This window comes from Actinomycetospora sp. NBC_00405, from assembly GCF_036044095.1.
Classification (GTDB): domain Bacteria; phylum Actinomycetota; class Actinomycetes; order Mycobacteriales; family Pseudonocardiaceae; genus Actinomycetospora; species Actinomycetospora callitridis.
On sequence record NZ_CP107938.1, the window covers coordinates 3,723,746 to 3,741,113 of the forward strand.

The 17,368-nt window shown below is 73.8% G+C and carries 13 protein-coding genes; 4 read left to right on the forward strand and 9 right to left on the reverse strand.

Annotated features, from left to right (window positions below):
• Positions 1-80: 80 nt before the first annotated feature.
• The gene (locus OG774_RS18390; protein ID WP_328303059.1) at positions 81-1,283 is read right to left on the reverse strand and encodes a DNA polymerase III subunit delta'; all 1,203 of its coding nucleotides are present in this window, start codon (positions 1,281-1,283) and stop codon (positions 81-83) included.
• Between the two features lie 56 nt (positions 1,284-1,339).
• A complete protein-coding gene (locus OG774_RS18395; protein WP_328303060.1) occupies positions 1,340-2,326 on the reverse strand; it encodes a helix-turn-helix domain-containing protein in 987 nt (328 codons plus the stop codon).
• Between the two features lie 70 nt (positions 2,327-2,396).
• Between OG774_RS18395 and OG774_RS18400 the strand changes: the two genes are divergently transcribed.
• Entirely contained in the window at positions 2,397-2,591 is a 195-nt protein-coding gene (locus OG774_RS18400) for a hypothetical protein (RefSeq protein ID WP_328303062.1), read from the forward strand.
• Here OG774_RS18400 and OG774_RS18405 read toward each other — a convergent pair.
• Positions 2,566-2,838, reverse strand: coding sequence for a hypothetical protein (locus OG774_RS18405; protein ID WP_328303064.1), 273 nt, complete (start codon positions 2,836-2,838; stop codon positions 2,566-2,568). The genes OG774_RS18400 and OG774_RS18405 overlap by 26 nt on opposite strands.
• A gap of 7 nt (positions 2,839-2,845) precedes the next feature.
• Positions 2,846-3,457 (reverse strand): TetR/AcrR family transcriptional regulator, encoded by a 612-nt coding sequence (locus OG774_RS18410; protein WP_328303066.1) that lies wholly within the window; start codon positions 3,455-3,457, stop codon positions 2,846-2,848.
• 61 nt (positions 3,458-3,518) lie between these two features.
• On the opposite strand from OG774_RS18410, the gene OG774_RS18415 reads away from it, so the two are divergent.
• Positions 3,519-4,355, forward strand: coding sequence for an alpha/beta fold hydrolase (locus OG774_RS18415; protein WP_328303068.1), 837 nt, complete (start codon positions 3,519-3,521; stop codon positions 4,353-4,355).
• A 1-nt stretch (position 4,356) separates the two neighbouring features.
• Here OG774_RS18415 and OG774_RS18420 read toward each other — a convergent pair whose 3' ends face one another.
• The 4 genes from OG774_RS18420 to OG774_RS18435 all read right to left on the reverse strand — a co-directional run bounded on the left by OG774_RS18420 (position 4,357) and on the right by OG774_RS18435 (position 11,445).
• Positions 4,357-6,369: an MFS transporter gene (locus OG774_RS18420; protein ID WP_328303070.1), complete on the reverse strand. Its 2,013-nt coding sequence runs from the start codon at positions 6,367-6,369 to the stop codon at positions 4,357-4,359.
• A 57-nt stretch (positions 6,370-6,426) separates the two neighbouring features.
• The gene (gene topA / locus OG774_RS18425; protein ID WP_328311016.1) at positions 6,427-9,237 is read right to left on the reverse strand and encodes a type I DNA topoisomerase; all 2,811 of its coding nucleotides are present in this window, start codon (positions 9,235-9,237) and stop codon (positions 6,427-6,429) included.
• A gap of 376 nt (positions 9,238-9,613) precedes the next feature.
• Entirely contained in the window at positions 9,614-10,537 is a 924-nt protein-coding gene (locus OG774_RS18430) for a hypothetical protein (protein ID WP_328303072.1), read from the reverse strand.
• Positions 10,538-10,590: 53 nt separating this feature from the next.
• On the reverse strand, positions 10,591-11,445 hold the full coding sequence (locus tag OG774_RS18435) for a helix-turn-helix transcriptional regulator (RefSeq protein ID WP_328303074.1): 855 nt from the start codon (positions 11,443-11,445) through the stop codon (positions 10,591-10,593).
• A 101-nt stretch (positions 11,446-11,546) separates the two neighbouring features.
• Here OG774_RS18435 and OG774_RS18440 point away from each other — a divergent pair, with 101 nt between their 5' ends.
• Positions 11,547-12,236, forward strand: a complete 690-nt coding sequence (locus OG774_RS18440; protein ID WP_328303076.1) for an SDR family NAD(P)-dependent oxidoreductase — start codon at positions 11,547-11,549, stop codon at positions 12,234-12,236.
• A gap of 85 nt (positions 12,237-12,321) precedes the next feature.
• On the opposite strand, the gene OG774_RS18445 is transcribed toward OG774_RS18440, so the two are convergent.
• Entirely contained in the window at positions 12,322-14,625 is a 2,304-nt protein-coding gene (locus tag OG774_RS18445; protein ID WP_328303078.1) for a sodium-translocating pyrophosphatase, read from the reverse strand.
• A gap of 229 nt (positions 14,626-14,854) precedes the next feature.
• Between OG774_RS18445 and OG774_RS18450 the strand changes: the two genes are divergently transcribed.
• A complete protein-coding gene (locus OG774_RS18450; protein ID WP_442873888.1) occupies positions 14,855-17,209 on the forward strand; it encodes a DEAD/DEAH box helicase in 2,355 nt (784 codons plus the stop codon).
• Positions 17,210-17,368: the final 159 nt, after the last annotated feature.

Consider the following 17,368-nt stretch of genomic DNA (forward strand, 5'->3'; position numbering starts at 1 on the left):
TGATTCCGGCACAGCGACAGGCTAGCACTGGGCACGGGTCGTCACGCCACCCCGCGGGGGGCGTCGTCGGGTGGCGACGCTCAGCCGGCGCGCAGCGACGTGACGAGCGCGTCGATCGCGATCTCGGGCTTCACGTTGGTCGCGAGGGCCTCGCGGCAGGCCAGGACGGCCTCGAGGCGGCGCAGGGAGGCCTCGGGGGTGCTGTCGCGGGCCGCGGCGCCGATCTCGGTGGCGCGGTCGGGATGCGTCGAGGTGACCGACGCGCCGAGCCCCCGGGCCAGCACGTCGCGGTAGTAGCCCGCGAGGTCGACGAGCGCGCGGTCGAGGGCGTCGCGCCGGTTGCGGGTGGTGCGGCTCTTCTGCCGCTTCTCGAGGTCCTTCTCCGCGGCCCGGGCCGAGCGCTGGGCCTGGGCGGTGCCCTTGCCGGTGCCGCCGGCGCCCATCGAGACCGCGAGCTCCTCGCGCTCGGCCTCGTCGCGGGACTCGGCGAGGGCAGCGGCCTCGGACGCCGCCGCGCCCACCATGGCGTCCGAGGCGGCGAAGGCGTCGGCCGCGGACCGCAGCGCGCGAGGCAGCGCCAGCACGGCGTCGCGCTCCTCGCGGGCCTCGGGGACGCGGGCGAGCCGACGGGCGCGGCCGATGTGCCCGCCGCACACCGACGCCGCCCACGTCGCGTCCGCCTCGGGGATGCCGTCGCGCTCGACGAGCACGGCGGCGATCGCCTCCGGCGCCGGGGTGCGCAGGCGCAGCGCGCGGCAGCGCGAGCGGATGGTCACCGAGATGTCGTCGGGGTGCTCCGACGGGCAGCAGAGGAGGAAGACGGTGCGCTCGGCCGGCTCCTCGACCGACTTGAGCAGCGCGTTCGACGCCTGCTCGGTGAGCCGGTCGGCGTCCTCGACGATGACGATCTGCCAGCGCGCCGTGGTCGGACGGCGCGCGGCGACGTCGATGGTCGTGCGCACCTCCCTGACGCCGATCGACAGGCCCTCGGGAACGATCTCGCGCACGTCGGCGTGGGTGCCGGCCATGACCGTGTGGCAGGCGGGGCACTCGCCGCAGCCCTGGTCCGGACACTCGAGCGCGGCCGCGAACGCACGGGCCGCCACCGACCGGCCCGACCCGGGCGGCCCGGTGAACAGCCAGGAGTGCGTCATGCCCCCGCTGCCCGGGGGCACGCCGTCGCCCAGCTCGTCGGAGAACCGGACCCGCGCGGCCTGCGCGGCGGCGGCCTGCAGCTCGGCCACCGCGACGGGCTGACCGACGACCTGCGACCACACGCTCACGCCGTCGATGATGCCCCACCCGCCCGATGGCTTCGCCACGTGAGCGATTCGGGTCGTCATGGCGACCCATATCGCTCACGTGGCGGAGCCATCCCGAACGTCCTGCGGTACTCCTGCGGGGTGGCGCCGACCTCCCGCAGGAACGGCCGCCGCAGACCGGCGGCCGTGGCGAAGCCGCAGCGCTGCGCCACCGCCTCGACGGGCAGCTCCGTGGCCTCGAGCAGCTCCTGGGCCCGCCGCACCCGCTCGGCCGCCAGCCACCGCCCGGGCGTCGACCCGAGCGAGGTGTGGAACCAGCGCGCGAAGGTCCGGGGGCTGGTGCCCGCCGCACGCGCCCACTCGTCCACCCCGATCGGTCGGTCCAGCCGACGCCGCGCCCAGTCGAGGCTCGCCGAGAACCCCGACGGCGGGAGCTCGGGCGCGGCGGCCGGGACGAACTGCGCCTGCCCGCCCTCGCGGTGCGGGGGTACGACGCTGTGGCGCGCGACGATGCCGGCCACGCGGCTGCCGTGGTCGCGGCGTACGAGGTGCAGGCAGAGGTCCAGGCCCGCCGCGGAGCCCGCCGAGGTCAGCACGTCGCCGTCGTCGACGTAGAGCACGGTGCGTCGGACGTCGACGCGCGGATGGCGGCGGGCGAGCTCGTCCACCGAGGTCCAGTGGGTGATCGCCGGACGGCCGTCGAGCAGGCCCGCGGCGGCCAGGACGAACGCCCCGGTGCACACCGACGCGAGGCGCGCCCCGCGCGCGTGGGCGGCCCGCAGCGCGTCGAGGAGCTCGGCCGGGAACTCCGCACGGCCGTCGCGGGGTGGCGGGACGACGACGGTGTCGGCGTCGTCGAGGCCCTCGAGACCCCACCCCGTGTTCGCCACGCCCCACGCGTGCAGGCGCAGCGGACCCGGCTCGCCGGCCACGAGACGCACGTCGTACCAGTCCTCGCGCGGCACCCCGGTGCTCGCGGACCGGTCGGACGCCAGGATCTCGTGCACCGTCGAGAGCTCGAACATCGGCGTCCCGTCGGTGACGGGGACCGCGACGACGTGCATGGCAGGAATGTATCGGATGACGTCGTTCCTGCCACTCGTTCCGGACGCGCCCCTCGATCAGGGTCGACACATGCGATGCGACCTGGGACGGCGTCTGGCGCGGGCGTGGGAACGGCAGGTGTGGGCCTGGGAGGTCCACCAGCGGGCTCTGCGCGGCGAGTGGGAGCAGGAGGGTCCGCTGCGCTGGCGCCGCAGCCTGGGCGCCGGGTGGGAGCTCCACGGGCAGACGGTGCCGGACGTCAGGACGGCTCGGCGTGACGCGTGAGCGACTCGACCGCGGCCCCGATGTGGGCGCGCAGCTCGGCGTCGCCGACGAGACCGTCGGGGCCGAGGGCGTCGCGGGTCACCGGGACGCGGGCGCACGCGGCCTCGACGACGTCGGCACCGACGTAGCCCAGGACCGTGGCGAGCCCCTCGTAGAGCACCGCCCCGGGCCGCGCCAGCTCGCGGGCGGTCCGCAGGACCGCGGTGGTCGTCGAGGCGGCGCGCGTGCTGCCGCCGATCAGGAGCACCGGGCGATCATCCGGGGTCGGTGAGCAGGGCGTCGACCAGCCGCAGCAGGACCTCGCGGACCTCGCGACGGGCCCGCTCCCTGTCGTCGGCGCCGGCGATCACCATCGCGCCCTCGTCGAGCGCCCCGATCAGGATGTGGGCCAGCGGGCGCACCGGCTGGGGCGCGAGCTGACCGGCGTCCATGGCGGCGCGCAGGAGCTGCTCGGTCATGCCCAGGCTGTAGTCCTGGGTCAGCTCGCGGAAGCGCGCCCAGCCCAGCACGCTCGGGGCGTCGAGCAGCACGAGCTGGCGCACCTCGGGGTCGACACAGATCGTCAGCCACTGGTCGAGGGCCGCCCGCAAAGCCGCCGCGGGCGTGGTCGGGCGGGCGGCGGCGACGCCCGCGGCGAGCTCGTCCATCACGCGCTGCTCGACGTCCTCGATCACCGCGACGAACAGGGCGGTCTTGTCCGCGAACTGGTGGTACATCGCGCCCCGGGTCACGCCGGCCTCCCGCGCGATCTCCGGGGTGCCGACCTCGGCGAACCCGCGCTCGCCCCACAGCCGCCGGGCGGCCGTCGTCAGGGCCTCGCGGGTCGCCGCCGAGCGCTCTCCCTGCGTGCGCCTCTTCTGTTCCATACATCCTGCCGGTAAGTTACGGACAGCTTGCACGTAAGAATACGGATCCGGGGAGGACCCGATGCCCACCGTCGATCTCGACCACACGACCCTCCACTACTCCGAGACCGGCCCGGACACCGGCCGCCCCGTGGTCTTCGTCCACGGCTACGCGATGGGCGGGTCGCTGTGGGGCCCGCTCGCCGCGCGTCTCGCGGAGCGGGGCCTGCGCTGTCTCGCCCCCACCTGGCCCCTCGGCGCCCACCCCACCCCGTGCGGCCCCGGCGCCGACCGCACCCTGCCCGGGGTCGCCGCGACGGTCGGGGCGTTCCTCGAGGCGCTCGACCTCCGCGACGTCGTCCTGGTCGGCAACGACACCGGCGGCCTCGTCGCCCAGCTCGTCGCCGTCCACCACAGCGAGCGTCTCGGCGCTCTCGTCCTCACCAGCTGCGACGCCTTCGAGCACTTCCCGCCGCCGATCCTGCGCCCGTTCCTCCTGGCCTCGCGCACCTCCGTGACGTGGCGCGCCGCCGTCCGGCCGCTGGCCCTCGAGGCCGTCCGGCGGCGGGCCTACGGCGACCTCGCCCACGCCGACGTGGAGCCGCTCGCGGCCGCGTGGGTCCGGCCGGTGCTCGACGACCCGGGCGTGGCCGAGGACCTGCGGGTGCTGACGTCCTCGCTGCATCGGCAGACCTCGCTGGACGTCGGGGCGCGCCTCGGCGAGTTCACGCGGCCGGTGCTCGTCGCGTGGTCGGCCGACGACCGCTTCTTCCCGATCGGAGACGCCCACCGGCTGGTCGCGGCGATGCCCCAGGCGCAGCTGACCGTCCTCGAGGGCGCCCGGACGTACTCCATGATCGACCGACCGGACGCCCTCGCCGAGGCCGTCGCGGGGATCGCGGTGCCCGCGCCGTCGTGACTCAGACGGTGCGCGTGGGCAGCGCGCGGGCCACGAGGGGCGCGAGCACCTCGCGCACCCGGGCGCTGACGACCTCGGGGTCGCCGTCGCCGTCGACACGCACGTAGCGCCCCGGATCGGCGGCGGCCATCTCGGTGAGCGTGCGCTGCACCTGCCAGGTGTCGACGATCCCGCCGGTCACCGGGGCGGCGTCATGGACCGACGGGTCGCGGTCGAGCAGCACCGTGACGTCGGGACGCAGCGAGCCCGTGGCCCAGGCGCCGAGGCGCTGCAGGTCGGCGGCGTCGAGCTCGTCGCCCACCCGGGCGAGCGGAGAGTCCAGGCAGCCCTCGATGACGACGACCCGGCCCGCGCGCAGGGCCGGCAGGACCTCGCCGGCGAGCACGTCGGCGCGCACCGCGGCCGCCACGAGGGCCCGGGCGCGCTGGCCCTCGACCCCGCTGGCGCCGACGGCCGCGGAGACCCGCGCGGCGTCGGTGGCGCTGCGGCCGGCGAGCACGACGTCGGCACCCTGCTCGCGCAGCCACGCCACGAGCAGGTCGCTCTGCACGTCGGTGTCGGTGCGCGAGGCACCCTCGACGGCCACGAGCAGCCCCGGTTCGCCGTGCCGGCTGCGGCGCAGGGCGCGCTTGACGTCGGCGAGGATCGTGCGGTCGCGCCGGTCGTCCATCTGCCGGTAGGCGAGCACGCCGACCGCCGCGGCGACGATGCCCGCGCCGAAGAGCACGAAGCGGGTGCCGTCGACCTGCGCGGGCTGGCCGAACAGCGTCAGCGTCCGCGACTGCACGAGCCCGACGAGCAGCGGCACCACCGACATCGAGGCCAGCAGGTCGACCCGCACGATCGACTGGACGAACGCGACGACCCGCCCGCGGACGGCGTCCTCGACCTGCGCGCCGATGATCGTCAGGCCGGTGAGCAGCGCGCTGCCTGCGAAGAAGCCGACGAGGACGACGGTGGCCAGCGCCAGGTAGAGGTGCCAGGCGATCGCGACGGCGAGCAGCGAGGTGCCGGCGCCGACGATGGCGACGCCGAACAGGCGGTTGTGCGGCATCCGGCGCGCCATCCGCGGCACCGTCGCCATCCCCAGCGCGAGGCCGCTGAACAGCGCGATGAACAGCACCGAGTAGGCCGCGTCGCCGCCCCCGAGGCTCGCGGCGTAGAGCCGGGCGCTGGCGATCACCGCGCCGCCGGCGGCGAACGCCCCGATGATGCCGACGACGAGCCCGCGCACCAGCGGCGTCGTCGAGACGAACTGTGCGCCGTCGCGCAGCATCGCCAGCAGGCCCGGCGCGGCCTCCCGGCGCTCCGCGCTGCGACCCGAGATCTCGGGGATGCGGAAGGCGACGGTGAATGCGGTGAGCAGCGCGGCGAGCCCGTTGACGACGAGCGCGAGGTACACCGTCGTCGTCGGGCTCGGGTGCCAGCCCGCGATGTTGCCCAACTTCGAGATCAGCGCGAACGCCCCGGCGGCGCTGATCACCGCGACGCCGTAGGTCATCACCAGCGAGAGCTGGTTGGCCGTCTCGATCTGGTCGGAGCGCTTGAGCAGGTTCGGGACCGAGGAGTCCTTGGCCGGGATCCAGCACAGCGCGCAGAGCTCGATGAGGAAGGTGGCGGCGAACAGCCACCACAGCGAGCCGACCAGCGGGATCGACAGGAAGAGCAGGGCCTTGAGGACGTCGCACGTGACCATCACCGTGCGGCGGTCGAACTTGTCCGCGAGCACCCCGCCCAGCGGGGCCATGAACAGCGCCGGCAGCAGCTTGGTGGCCACCACGCCGCCGAGCGCGAAGCTCTGCGCCTGGTAGCCGCTGGTCAGCTGCGTCGCGAGGGCCGTGAGCGCGAGCAGCGAGAGCCAGTCGCCGAAGCTCGCGACCGCCGTGACCGCCCACAGCCGCCGGAACGGCCGGATCGCGAGCACGTTGCGGATCCGGTGCGTCGCGGACGCGGACGCCTCGGCATCGGTCACGTCGGCGGGCGACCCACCGACCGTCGGCTCGGCGATGGGCACCTCCCGGTCTCGGCGACCGCCAGATTATCCGGCGGTCACCGGGAACCGGTGAGGCCCTCAGCGGCTCGGCGTGCCGCTCTTCTTCGTCGGCGCCTTCTTGGCGGGCGCCTTCTTTGTCGTGGTCTTGGCCGCTGACTTGGTCGTGGCCGACTTGGCCGGGGCCTTCTTCGCCGGCGCCTTCTTGGCGCCCGGCTTGATCCCGTCCTTGGCGCGCTTCTCGGCGAGCAGCTCCGCGGCCCGCTCGTCGGTCAGCGACTCGACCGCGTCGCCCTTGCGTAGCGAGGCGTTCACCCCGAGGCCGTCGGTGACGTACGGCCCGAAGCGACCGTCCTTGACCACCATCGGCTCGCCCGAGGCCGGGTCCGTGCCGAGCTCCTTGAGCGGCGGCTTGGCGGCGGCCCGGCCACGCTGCTTCGGCTGCGCGAAGATCTTCTGGGCCTCCTCGAGGGTGACCGTGAAGAGCTTCTCCTCGCTGTCGAGCGAGCGGGAGTCCTTGTCCTTCTTGATGTACGGCCCGTAGCGCCCGTTCTGCGCGGTGATCTCGACGCCGGACTCCGGGTCGGTGCCGACCACCCGCGGCAGGCTCAGCAGCTTCAGCGCGTCGTCGAGCGTGATCTCCGAGAGCGTCATCGACTTGAAGAGCGAGCCGGTGCGCGGCTTCTCCTTGGCGCCCTCGGGCAGGGTCTCCGTGACGTAGGGACCGAAGCGGCCCTCCTTCGCCAGGATCTCGTGGCCCGACTCCGGGTCGGTGCCCAGCGAGCGGCCCTCCTGCGGGGTCGAGAACAGCTGCTCGGCGAGCGCGAGGTCGAGCTCGTCGGGCGGGAGGTCGTCGGGCAGGTTCGCCCGCTGCGACTTCTCCTCACCGTCCTCGGTGATCGTCCGCTCGAGGTAGGGCCCGTAGCGACCGACGCGCACGACGACGTCGCGGCCCTGGTCGTCGGCGAACATGCGCAGCGAGTTGACCTGGCGCGCGTCGATGCCCTCGAGCTTGTCGCCCACGAGCTTCTTCAGGCCGCCGGCCTGCGACATCGCGGCCTCGACGCCGCTGCCGTGCCCGTTCGCGCTGCCGTTGGCGCCGTTGCCGTGGGCGCCGTTGCCGTTGGCGCCGAAGTAGAAGTGCGACAGCCACGTCTCGCGCTGGGTGGTGCCCGCGGCGATGCCGTCCAGCTCGTCCTCGAGCGCGGCGGTGAAGTCGTAGTCGACCAGGCGGCCGAAGTGGACCTCCATCAGCCCGATGACCGCGAAGGCGATCCAGCTCGGGACGAGGGCGCCGCCCTTCTTCCAGACGTATCCGCGCTCCTGGATCGTGTTGATGATCGACGCGTAGGTCGAGGGGCGGCCGATGCCGCGCTCCTCGAGCGTCTTGACCAGGCTCGCCTCGGTGTAGCGCGCGGGCGGGTTGGTGCTGTGGCCCTCGGGGTCCAGCGACTCCGCGGCGCAGCCGTCGCCCTCGGCCAGGCGCGGCAGCCGGCTCTCGGCGTCGTCGGCCTCGCCGCCGGCCTCCTCGTCGACGGTCTCGACGTAGGCGCGCAGGAAGCCGGGGAACGTGATGGTGCGCCCGGACGCGGAGAAGGTGCACTCCTCGCCGGTGGCGGCGGTGCCGGTGATCCGCACGCTCATCGTCGTACCGCGGGCGTCGCGCATCTGGCTCGCGATGGTGCGCTGCCAGACCAGCTCGTAGAGCCGGAACTCGTCGCCGGAGAGCTCGTTCGCGACCTGCCCGGGGGTCCGGAAGGAGTCCCCGGCGGGACGGATCGCCTCGTGCGCCTCCTGCGCGTTCTTCACCTTGCGCGTGTACTGGCGCGGCTTCTCCGCGACGTTCTCGTCGCCGTAGAGGTCGCGGGCCTGGGTACGCGCGGCGTTGATCGCGGTCTCCGACAGCGTCGTGGAGTCCGTACGCATGTAGGTGATGTAGCCGTTCTCGTACAGCCGCTGCGCGGTGCGCATCGTCCGCTCGGCCGAGAACCGCAGCTTGCGGCCACCCTCCTGCTGGAGCGTGGACGTCATGAACGGCGCGTAGGGCTTGCGCGTGTAGGGCTTCTCCTCGACCGACGAGACCGTGTAGTCGCGGTCGGCGAGGGCCTCCGCGAGCCGGCGGGCGTCGCCCTCGTCGAGCCGCTTGACGTCGCTGTTCTTGAGCTGCCCGAGCGAGTCGAAGTCACGGCCGGTGGCCACGCGGGCACCGTCGATCGACGTCAGCGCGGCCTTGAAGCTGCGCGGGGCCTGCTCGTCCTTCTTCTCGGTCGCCCGCAGCTGCGCGTCGATGCCCCAGTAGCCGGCGGACACGAACGCCATGCGCTCTCGCTCGCGCTCGACGATGACGCGGGTGGCCACCGACTGCACGCGGCCCGCCGAGAGCTTCGGCATGACCTTCTTCCACAGCACGGGGCTGACCTCGTAGCCGTAGAGCCGGTCGAGGATGCGGCGGGTCTCCTGCGCGTCGACGAGGTCCTGGTCGAGGTCGCGCGGGTTCGCGGCGGCGGCCTGGATGGCCGACTCGGTGATCTCGTGGAACACCATCCGGCGGACCGGGACCTTCGGCTTGAGCGTCTCGAGGAGGTGCCAGGCGATGGCCTCGCCCTCGCGGTCGCCGTCCGTCGCGAGGTAGAGCTCGTCGACCTCCTTGAGGGCCTCCTTGAGCTCGGAGACCGTGGACTTCTTGTCCGGGGAGACCACGTAGAGGGGCTCGAAGTCGTGGTCAACGTCCACGCCCAGGCGGGCCCACGACTCGCCCTTGTACTTGGCGGGGACGTCGGCGGCGCCGCGCGGCAGGTCGCGGATGTGGCCGCGGCTGGACTCGACGATGTATCGCGAGCCGAGGTAGTCGGCGATCTTGCGGGCCTTCGCGGGCGACTCGACGATCACCAGACGGCGTCCGCCGTCCCCGGCCGGGGTCGCACCCCCGCGGCCCGTCTTCCGGCCGCCGCCGGAGCCCTTGCCGCCGGACTTCGTGCTCGACGTCGCGCGCGCGCCGGACCGTCCCGTCGACTCCACCTCGGTGGTGTCGACGGTCTCGGTGGTCGCGCTGCGTGCCGTCGTCGAGCCCTTCGCTGCCACGGACATGCCTCGTCTCGTCGTTCGTGTGGCGGGACGCCACCCGCCGCCAGTGTGCCTCACCGTCAATGTGCTTCCGGGTGCGACCGGTCGCATCACGTCCGCACCCGGGTGGGGACGGCGTGGTCCGGACACCGATCACCCCTGCACAGCGGCCTGATCGGACCGCCGAGGCGGAGTGTCGCGGGCCTCACACCGGCCAGACGCCGTCGATCAGATCGCCGGGTGGACGCCCCACGAGCTCGCCCAGACGCCGCTGCCGGCGGGCGCCGACGATCCGGAGGGCCGGCGGATGGAGCGACGCGCCCAGACCCAGGTGACGACTCGCCGTGAGCAGGTCACCGTCGGTGCCACGGTCCTCGGGGTCGAGTCCGAGCGTGTACGCCCGGCCGTCGTGCACCCCGGCCGCGAGCACCCACAGGCGCAACCGCGGCCCGTCCAGCTCGAACTCCGCCGGCACCTTCTTCATTCCGTCCCCGGCCGTCCACGCCCGGGCGAGGTCGACGAGGTCGGCCCGGAAGGCCGTGCGGACCTCGGGGCGGCCGTCCTCGGTGCGCCCGATCTCGGCCGGCACCCCCCGGGCCCGGAGGGCGCAGCGCACGGCGTGGGCGCGCCAGGTCAGGGCGGGGTCGGGTGGGTCGGTGCAAGCCCTGCGTCCTCGCTTGCACTCAACGCCAGGAAGTCCGCTTTCTCGCGGCTCGGGATCGGGTTCGCGGGACCTGGGAGCCGGCGCCTGCCCCAGGCGGGCGGCGAGCTCGTCAGGGTCGAGGTCGAGGAAGGCAAGGTCGTCGAGGTCCACGGCGGGGGCGGGGTCGTCGTCCTCGGTCCCGGGGGCCGCAGGCTCGGCGTGTCGCGCCGGCGACGATGCGGCGTTTCTGGCGTTGAGTGCCAGCGTGGACGCAGGGCTTGCATCGGGCTCCTCGTGCTCGGCCTCGTGCTCGTCCTCCTCGTCCTCCTCCGGCTCCTGCTTCGGCGGCGGGCCCAGGACCACGATGAGGCGCGCCAGGGACCCGCGGCCGAAGAGCTCCGCCCGCCCCGGCCCGCAGAGCAGACCCTCGAGATCGCCCAGGGCGCGCGGACGGGCGTCCGCCGACCAGAACGACAGCTGCCCCACGCCCGCGGAGCCTAGAACATGCGTTCGAACGGACGGGGGGACCGACACCCGGATCAGACGGTCTGCAACCCCACCACGCGCAGGAGGTCGAGCAGTTCGGCGTCCCGGGTGCGCGGCGCGGCGGAGTAGACGACGAGGCGCTGGTCGTCGCCCGGGACGTCCAGGGAGTCGCAGTCGAGGGTGATCCGGCCGACGCCGGGGACGTCGAAGCTCTTGCGGTCGACGCGGCGGTCCTCGACCGGGCGCAGCGCCCACAGGTCGGCGAACAGGGGGCTGGTCCGCAGGAGCTCGTCGACGATCCCGCGCAGGATCGTGTCGCCGGGGTAGCGCCCGAGCGCCGCCCGGGCCTGCGCCACCGAGAGCCGGTCGAGGCGCTCGCGCGTCCCGTCCTCGTCCACCACGAGCGAGCGACCCTCGCCGCCCGCCGGCCCGAAACGCATCCAGAGCATGTTGCGCCGGTCGCGGGGGATCGCGGACAGATCTCCGTAGAGGGCCTCGACCAGCGGGTTCCAGGCCAGGAGCGTGCTGCGGGCGTCGACGAGCATGGCGGGCAGGTCGGCCATGCGGTCGAGCAGGCGCAGCACGCTGGGCCGGACGGTGTCGACGACGTGGCCCGCGCCGGGACGCTCGACCCCGGCGAGGTCGAAGAGGTGGGCCGTCTCCGGGGCCGACAGCCGCAGCGCCCGGGCCAGGGCCCCGAGCACCGACTCCGACGGGTGCGGGCCGCGCGCCTGCTCCAGGCGCACCACGTAGTCGACGGAGACGCCCGCGAGTCGCGCCACCTCCTCGCGACGCAGCCCGGGCGTGCGCCGTCGCGGGCCGGCGGGCAGCCCGGTGTCCGCGGGCGTCAGGCGCTCGCGCCACTGGCGCAGCGCCGCGGCCAGTTCGGCGTGGTCACCGCGGCTCATGACCCCACTCTGCTCCGTCGCGGGCCGCGGAGCCTGGTACCGCGGGTCCCCGGGTCCGCCGTCCCTGGAGGGCAGGCCGGCGCGGGCGCAGCGTGGGCGCCATGAGCACCGCACTGATCACCGGAGCGTCGCGCGGGCTGGGCGTCGTGACCGCCCGCCGCCTCGCCGCCCAGGGCTGGACCGTCCTCGCCGGGTGCCGCGAGCCCGGACGCCTGGCGGAGACCCTGGAGCCTGGCCTCGACATCCGCCCCCTCACCCTCGACGTCGCCGACGACGCATCGGTGGCCGCCGCCGTCAAGGAGGTCGAGGACCAGGTCGGCAGCCTCGACGTCCTGGTCAACAACGCCGCGATCGTCGGCGAGATGGTCGAGCCCGCCGAGGCCGGCGCCGACGTCCTGCGCGAGGCCTACGAGACGAACGTCTTCGGCCCCGTCCGTGTCACCGGGGCGTTCCTGCCGCTGCTGCGGCGCGCCGAGCGGCCACGGCTCGTCATGGTCTCGTCGAGCCTCGGGTCGCTGGCCGACATGAGCGACTGGCGGTGGGAGAACCACCCGTACCTCGCCTACCCGTCGTCCAAGGCGGCGCTGAACATGATCTCGGTGATGTACGCCAGGACGATGACCGACGTCCTCGTCACCGTCGTCAACCCGGGCTTCACCGCGACCGACCTGAACGACCACCAGGGCACCCAGACCGTCGAGGAGGGCACTGACGCGATCGTCGCGGCCGCCCTCGACACCACGTCTCCCTCGGGCCGCTTCGTCGAGAGGGACGGCCTCGTGCCCTGGTGACCGACCCGTCCCGGGAACGAGCGAAGGGCACCTTCGGCCGACTAGATCGGCCGAAGGTGCCCTTCGCTCGGTACAGCTGTGGCCGTCAGGCCTGGGCGGTCGCCGGGGCGTCCGTGTTGGAGTCGGCGATCGCGGTCGAGCGGCGCTTCGACACGTAGATCGCGACCACGATGCCCAGCAGGGCGACGACCGCGATCGTGATGCGGATCGCCGGGTTGGCGTCCACGCCGACCGACAGGGCGACGACGGCCGGGGCGATCAGCACCGAGACCAGGTTCATGACCTTGATCAGCGGGTTGATCGACGGGCCGGCGGTGTCCTTGAACGGGTCACCGACGGTGTCGCCGATGATCGTCGCCTCGTGGGCGTCGGATCCCTTGCCGCCGTGGTTGCCGTCCTCGACCAGCTTCTTGGCGTTGTCCCAGGCACCACCGGAGTTGGCCAGGAACACCGCCATCAGCGTGCCGGCCGCGATCGCGCCGCCGAGGTAGCCCGCGAGCGGGCCGACGCCGAGGCCGAAGCCGACGGCGATCGGGGCGAGGATCGCGAGCAGGCCCGGGGTGGCGAGCTCGCGCAGCGCGTCCCTCGTGCACATGTCGACCACGCGGCCGTACTCGGGACGCACGGAGTAGTCCATGATCCCGGGGTTCTCGCGGAACTGGCGGCGCACCTCGTACACCACCGCCCCCGCGGCGCGGGACACGGCGTTGACCGCGAGGCCGGAGAACATGAACACCACGGCCGCACCGATGATCACGCCGACGAGGACGTTCGGGGCGGTCACGTTGTAGATGTCGCTCAGCGCCTGCCCGGCCTCGGAGTAGGCCTGGGTGATCGCGTCGTTGTACGACCCGAACAGCGCCGTGGCGGCGAGCACCGCCGTGGCGATCGCGATGCCCTTGGTGATCGCCTTGGTGGTGTTCCCGACCGCGTCGAGCTCGGTCAGGATGTCGGCACCGGGGCCGGTCACGTCGCCGGACATCTCGGCGATGCCCTGCGCGTTGTCCGAGACCGGTCCGAAGGTGTCCATGGCGACGATGACGCCGACCGTGGTGAGGAGGCCGGTGCCCGCGAGGGCGACGGCGAACAGCGCGACGAACACCGAGCCCGAGAGCAGGAACGCGCCGTAGACGGCCGCACCGATGACCAGCGCGGTGTACACGGCGGACTCGAAGCCCACGGAGATGCCGGCGAGGATGACCGTCGCCGCACCGGTGAGCGAGCTCGTGCCGACGTCCTTGACCGGCTGGGTCTCGGTGCCGGTGTAGTAGCCCGTCAGCGACAGGATGATGATCGCGAGCACGATGCCGATGGCGACGGCGGCGAACGCAATGATCTGCGGGTTGCCGGCCGCGGCGAGGTCGCCGATACGGGCGGCGTCGACGCCGGGCAGCTCGGTGAAGCTCGACGGCAGGTAGGTGAACGCGGCGATCGTGCAGAGCACGATGGAGATGACCGCGGACACGTAGAAGCTGCGGTTGATCGCCCGCAGCGCGTTCTCGCCCTCACGGGTGCGGGTGATGAACACGCCGATGATCGCGGTGATGACACCGATCGCCGGGATGATCAGCGGGTAGGTCAGGCCCAGCGTGCCGAACGCGACCGAGCCCAGGATCAGCGCGGCCACCAGCATCACGGCGTAGGACTCGAAGAGGTCCGCGGCCATGCCGGCGCAGTCACCGACGTTGTCGCCCACGTTGTCGGCGATCGTCGCCGCGTTGCGGGGGTCGTCCTCGGGGATGTTCTGCTCGACCTTGCCGACGAGGTCGGCGCCGACGTCGGCGGCCTTGGTGAAGATGCCGCCGCCGACACGCATGAACATGGCGAGCAGGGCCGCGCCGAGGCCGAAGCCCTCGAGCACGCGCGGGGCCTCCTCGACGTAGAGGAGCACGACGACCGAGGCACCGAAGAGCCCGAGGCCGACGGTGGCCATGCCGACCACGCCGCCGGTGCGGAACGCGATCTTCGCGCCCTTGTCGCGCCCGCCCGGCTCGTTGGCCGCCGCGGCGACGCGGATGTTGGCCTGCGTCGCCAGGTTCATGCCCAGCGCGCCGATCGACATGGAGAACAGCGCGCCGACCACGAAGGCCACCGAGCGCCCGATCAGCTCACCGGTGCTGTTGGCCGGGAGCGCGAAGAGCACCAGGAAGACGACGATGATGAACGGAGCGAGCGTCTTGAACTGGCGGGTGAGGAAGGCGCTCGCGCCCTCCTGGACCGCCTTGCCGATGTCACGCATTCCCTGCGTGCCCTCGTCGGCGGCCAGCACCTGCCTGCGCAGGACGAAGCCGATGGCCAGCGCGATGACGGCGACGGCCGCCACCACGATGACCACGATGTTGTCGCCGGCGGAGAACGTGATCCCCGCGGCGAGGACGGACGCTTGCATCCAGCCTCCCGGTTGGCACCTACAAACACGACGCGCCGGGCCAGGCCTCGCGGCGGCTGCGGCGCGTGATGATCACAGTCACGACCCGGCACGGCGGGTGGTGGACAGGTGCCGCAGTGTAGGAGGTGGCCTTCACCCGCACGCACAGCAGTTCCCCGACGAGCTGTGAGGTGTACGTCTTTCACGAACGAGAGCAGCGACGGGAGGACCTGTGCCAGGCTCGACGGACGTGGACGGCGGACGGGTGCTCGGAGCTCCCGCCGCGGTGCTCGACGGTCGGAGTCGGGGCTCCGTGCTGTTGCGTCGGGTGCTCGCCGGGACGCCCGCGGGCGAGAGCCCGCTGACCCACGCCGAGCTCGTGCCCGCCCGCGAGGGCGTCACGCAGGGCTGGCCGGACTGGGTGCCCGAGGACGTCCGCGCGCCGTTCCTCGCCCGCGGCATCGCGCGCCCCTGGAGCCACCAGGCCGCCGCCGCCGACCGGGCGCACGTCGGCGAGCACGTCGTCGTCGCCACCGGCACGGCGTCGGGGAAGTCGCTGGCCTACCAGCTACCCGTCCTGACCAGGCTGAACGCCGATCCACGGGCCACCGCGCTCTACCTCTCGCCGACCAAGGCGCTGGGCGCGGACCAGCTGCGCACCGTCGCGGAGCTCCGCGTCGACGGCGTCCGCGCGGCGTCCTACGACGGCGACACCCCGCTCCCGGAACGCGACTGGGTGCGCCAGCACGCGAACTGGGTGTTCACGAATCCGGACATGCTCCACCGCGGGATCCTGCCGCGCCACGGGCGTTGGACGACCTTCCTGCGCCGCCTGCGCTACGTCGTCATCGACGAGTGCCACACCTACCGCGGCCTGTTCGGCTCGCACGTCGCGCTGCTGATGCGGCGCCTGCGGCGGGTGTGCGCGCGCTACGGCGCGCACCCGACGTTCGTGCTCGCGTCGGCGACGGTGTCCGAGCCGGCCGTCTCGGCGTCGGTGCTCACCGGGCTGGACGTGGCGGAAGTCACGGACGACGGCTCCCCGCGCGGTGCTCGGGCGGTCGCGTTGTGGGAGCCGCCGCTGCTGGAGGAGGTCACCGGCGAGAACGGCGCCCCGGTCCGGCGGTCGGCGGGGGCGGAGACGGCGCGGATGCTGGCCGACCTCGTCGTGGAGGGCGCGCGGTCGCTCGCCTTCGTGCGCTCGCGGCGCGGGGCGGAGCTGACGGCGCTCGGCGCCCGCCGGGTGCTCGCGGAGATCGACGAGGAGCTGGCCTCGCAGGTGGCGGCGTACCGGGCGGGCTACCTGCCCGAGGAGCGCCGGGCCCTGGAGCAGGCGCTGCTGAGCGGGTCGTTGCGGGGGGTGGCGACGACGAACGCCCTCGAGCTCGGGGTGGACATCGCCGGGCTGGACGCGGTGGTGGTCGCCGGGTTCCCGGGCACGCGGGCGTCGTTCTGGCAGCAGGCGGGGCGCGCGGGGCGGTCGGGCGACGACGCGCTCGTGGTGCTCGTCGCCCGCGACGACCCCCTCGACACCTACCTCGTGCACCACCCGGAGGCGATGCTCGGCGCGCCCCTGGAGCGCTGCGTGCTCGACCCCACCAACCCCTACGTGCTCGCGCCCCACCTGGCCTGCGCGGCGTCGGAGATCCCGTTGACGCGGGAGGACGTCGCCTCTCTGGGTGGAGACGCCGCCCTGGCGGTGGTCGACGACCTCGTCGCCGAGGGCCTGCTGCGGCGCCGGCGCGGCGGCTGGTTCTGGTCACACCCCACCGACCGCCCGCACGCGGGCGTCGACATCCGGGGCAGCGGCGGCGAGCAGGTCGTCCTCGTCGAGTCCGACACCGGGCGCATGCTCGGCACCGTCGACCCCGGGACCGCCCCCGCGACCGTCCACCCCGGCGCCGTGCACCTGCACCAGGGCGAGAGCTACGTCGTCGACTCCCTCGACCTCGACGACGGCCTCGCCCACCTGCACGCCGAGGACCCGGAGTGGACGACCCAGGCCCGGACCGTCATCGACATCACCGTGATCGAGACCGAGCGGTGCGCCCCGCACGGGGACCTGCAGGTGTGCCTGGGCTCGGTCGAGGTCAGCGAGCAGGTGGTCGGCTACCTGCGGAAACTCCCGTCCGGGCGCGTCCTCGACTCGACGCCGCTGGACATGCCCGAGCGCAGCCTGCGCACCCGGGCGGTCTGGTACACGCTCACCGAGGACGCGCTCCTACGGGCAGGCCTGGAGCCGTCGCGCTGGCCGGGTGCCCTGCACGCGGCCGAGCACGCGGCGATCGGGCTGCTCCCGCTCGTCGCGACCTGCGACCGCTGGGACATCGGCGGCGTCTCGACCGCCCTGCACCCCGACACCGGCCGACCCACGGTGTTCGTCCACGACGGCCACCCCGGCGGCGCGGGCTTCGCCGACCGGGGCCACGAGGCCCTACGGGAGTGGCTCACCGCGACCCGGGCCGCGATCGCCGACTGCGAGTGCCCCTCGGGCTGCCCGTCCTGCGTGCAGTCACCCAAGTGCGGGAACGGCAACGACCCGCTCGACAAGGCCGGCGCGGTCGTCGTGCTCGATGTGGTGCTGACCCGGCTCGCGGAGGGCTGAGCGGGTCCCGCGCCTGCGGGAGTGGGCTCCGCCGCGGGTCGGGGGTTACGGGGCCGTCCCGACCCGCGGCGAGGTATGTCACGCCGCAGGCCGGGGAGCTCATCGACCCGGCCTGCGGCGCGGTATGTGGCGGCGGTGGACCGCGCGACGGTCTCGTCG

Excerpts from the sequence above, each read along its gene's own strand:
- OG774_RS18410 (WP_328303066.1), bottom strand. The coding sequence starts at position 3,457 with ATGGAACAGAAGAGGCGCACGCAGGGAGAGCGCTCGGCGGCGACCCGC.
- OG774_RS18445 (WP_328303078.1), bottom strand. The coding sequence starts at position 14,625 with ATGCAAGCGTCCGTCCTCGCCGCGGGGATCACGTTCTCCGCCGGCGAC.
- OG774_RS18435 (WP_328303074.1), bottom strand. The coding sequence starts at position 11,445 with ATGAGCCGCGGTGACCACGCCGAACTGGCCGCGGCGCTGCGCCAGTGG.
- OG774_RS18415 (WP_328303068.1), top strand. The coding sequence starts at position 3,519 with ATGCCCACCGTCGATCTCGACCACACGACCCTCCACTACTCCGAGACC.
- OG774_RS18395 (WP_328303060.1), bottom strand. The coding sequence starts at position 2,326 with ATGCACGTCGTCGCGGTCCCCGTCACCGACGGGACGCCGATGTTCGAG.
- OG774_RS18400 (WP_328303062.1), top strand. The coding sequence starts at position 2,397 with ATGCGATGCGACCTGGGACGGCGTCTGGCGCGGGCGTGGGAACGGCAG.
- OG774_RS18440 (WP_328303076.1), top strand. The coding sequence starts at position 11,547 with ATGAGCACCGCACTGATCACCGGAGCGTCGCGCGGGCTGGGCGTCGTG.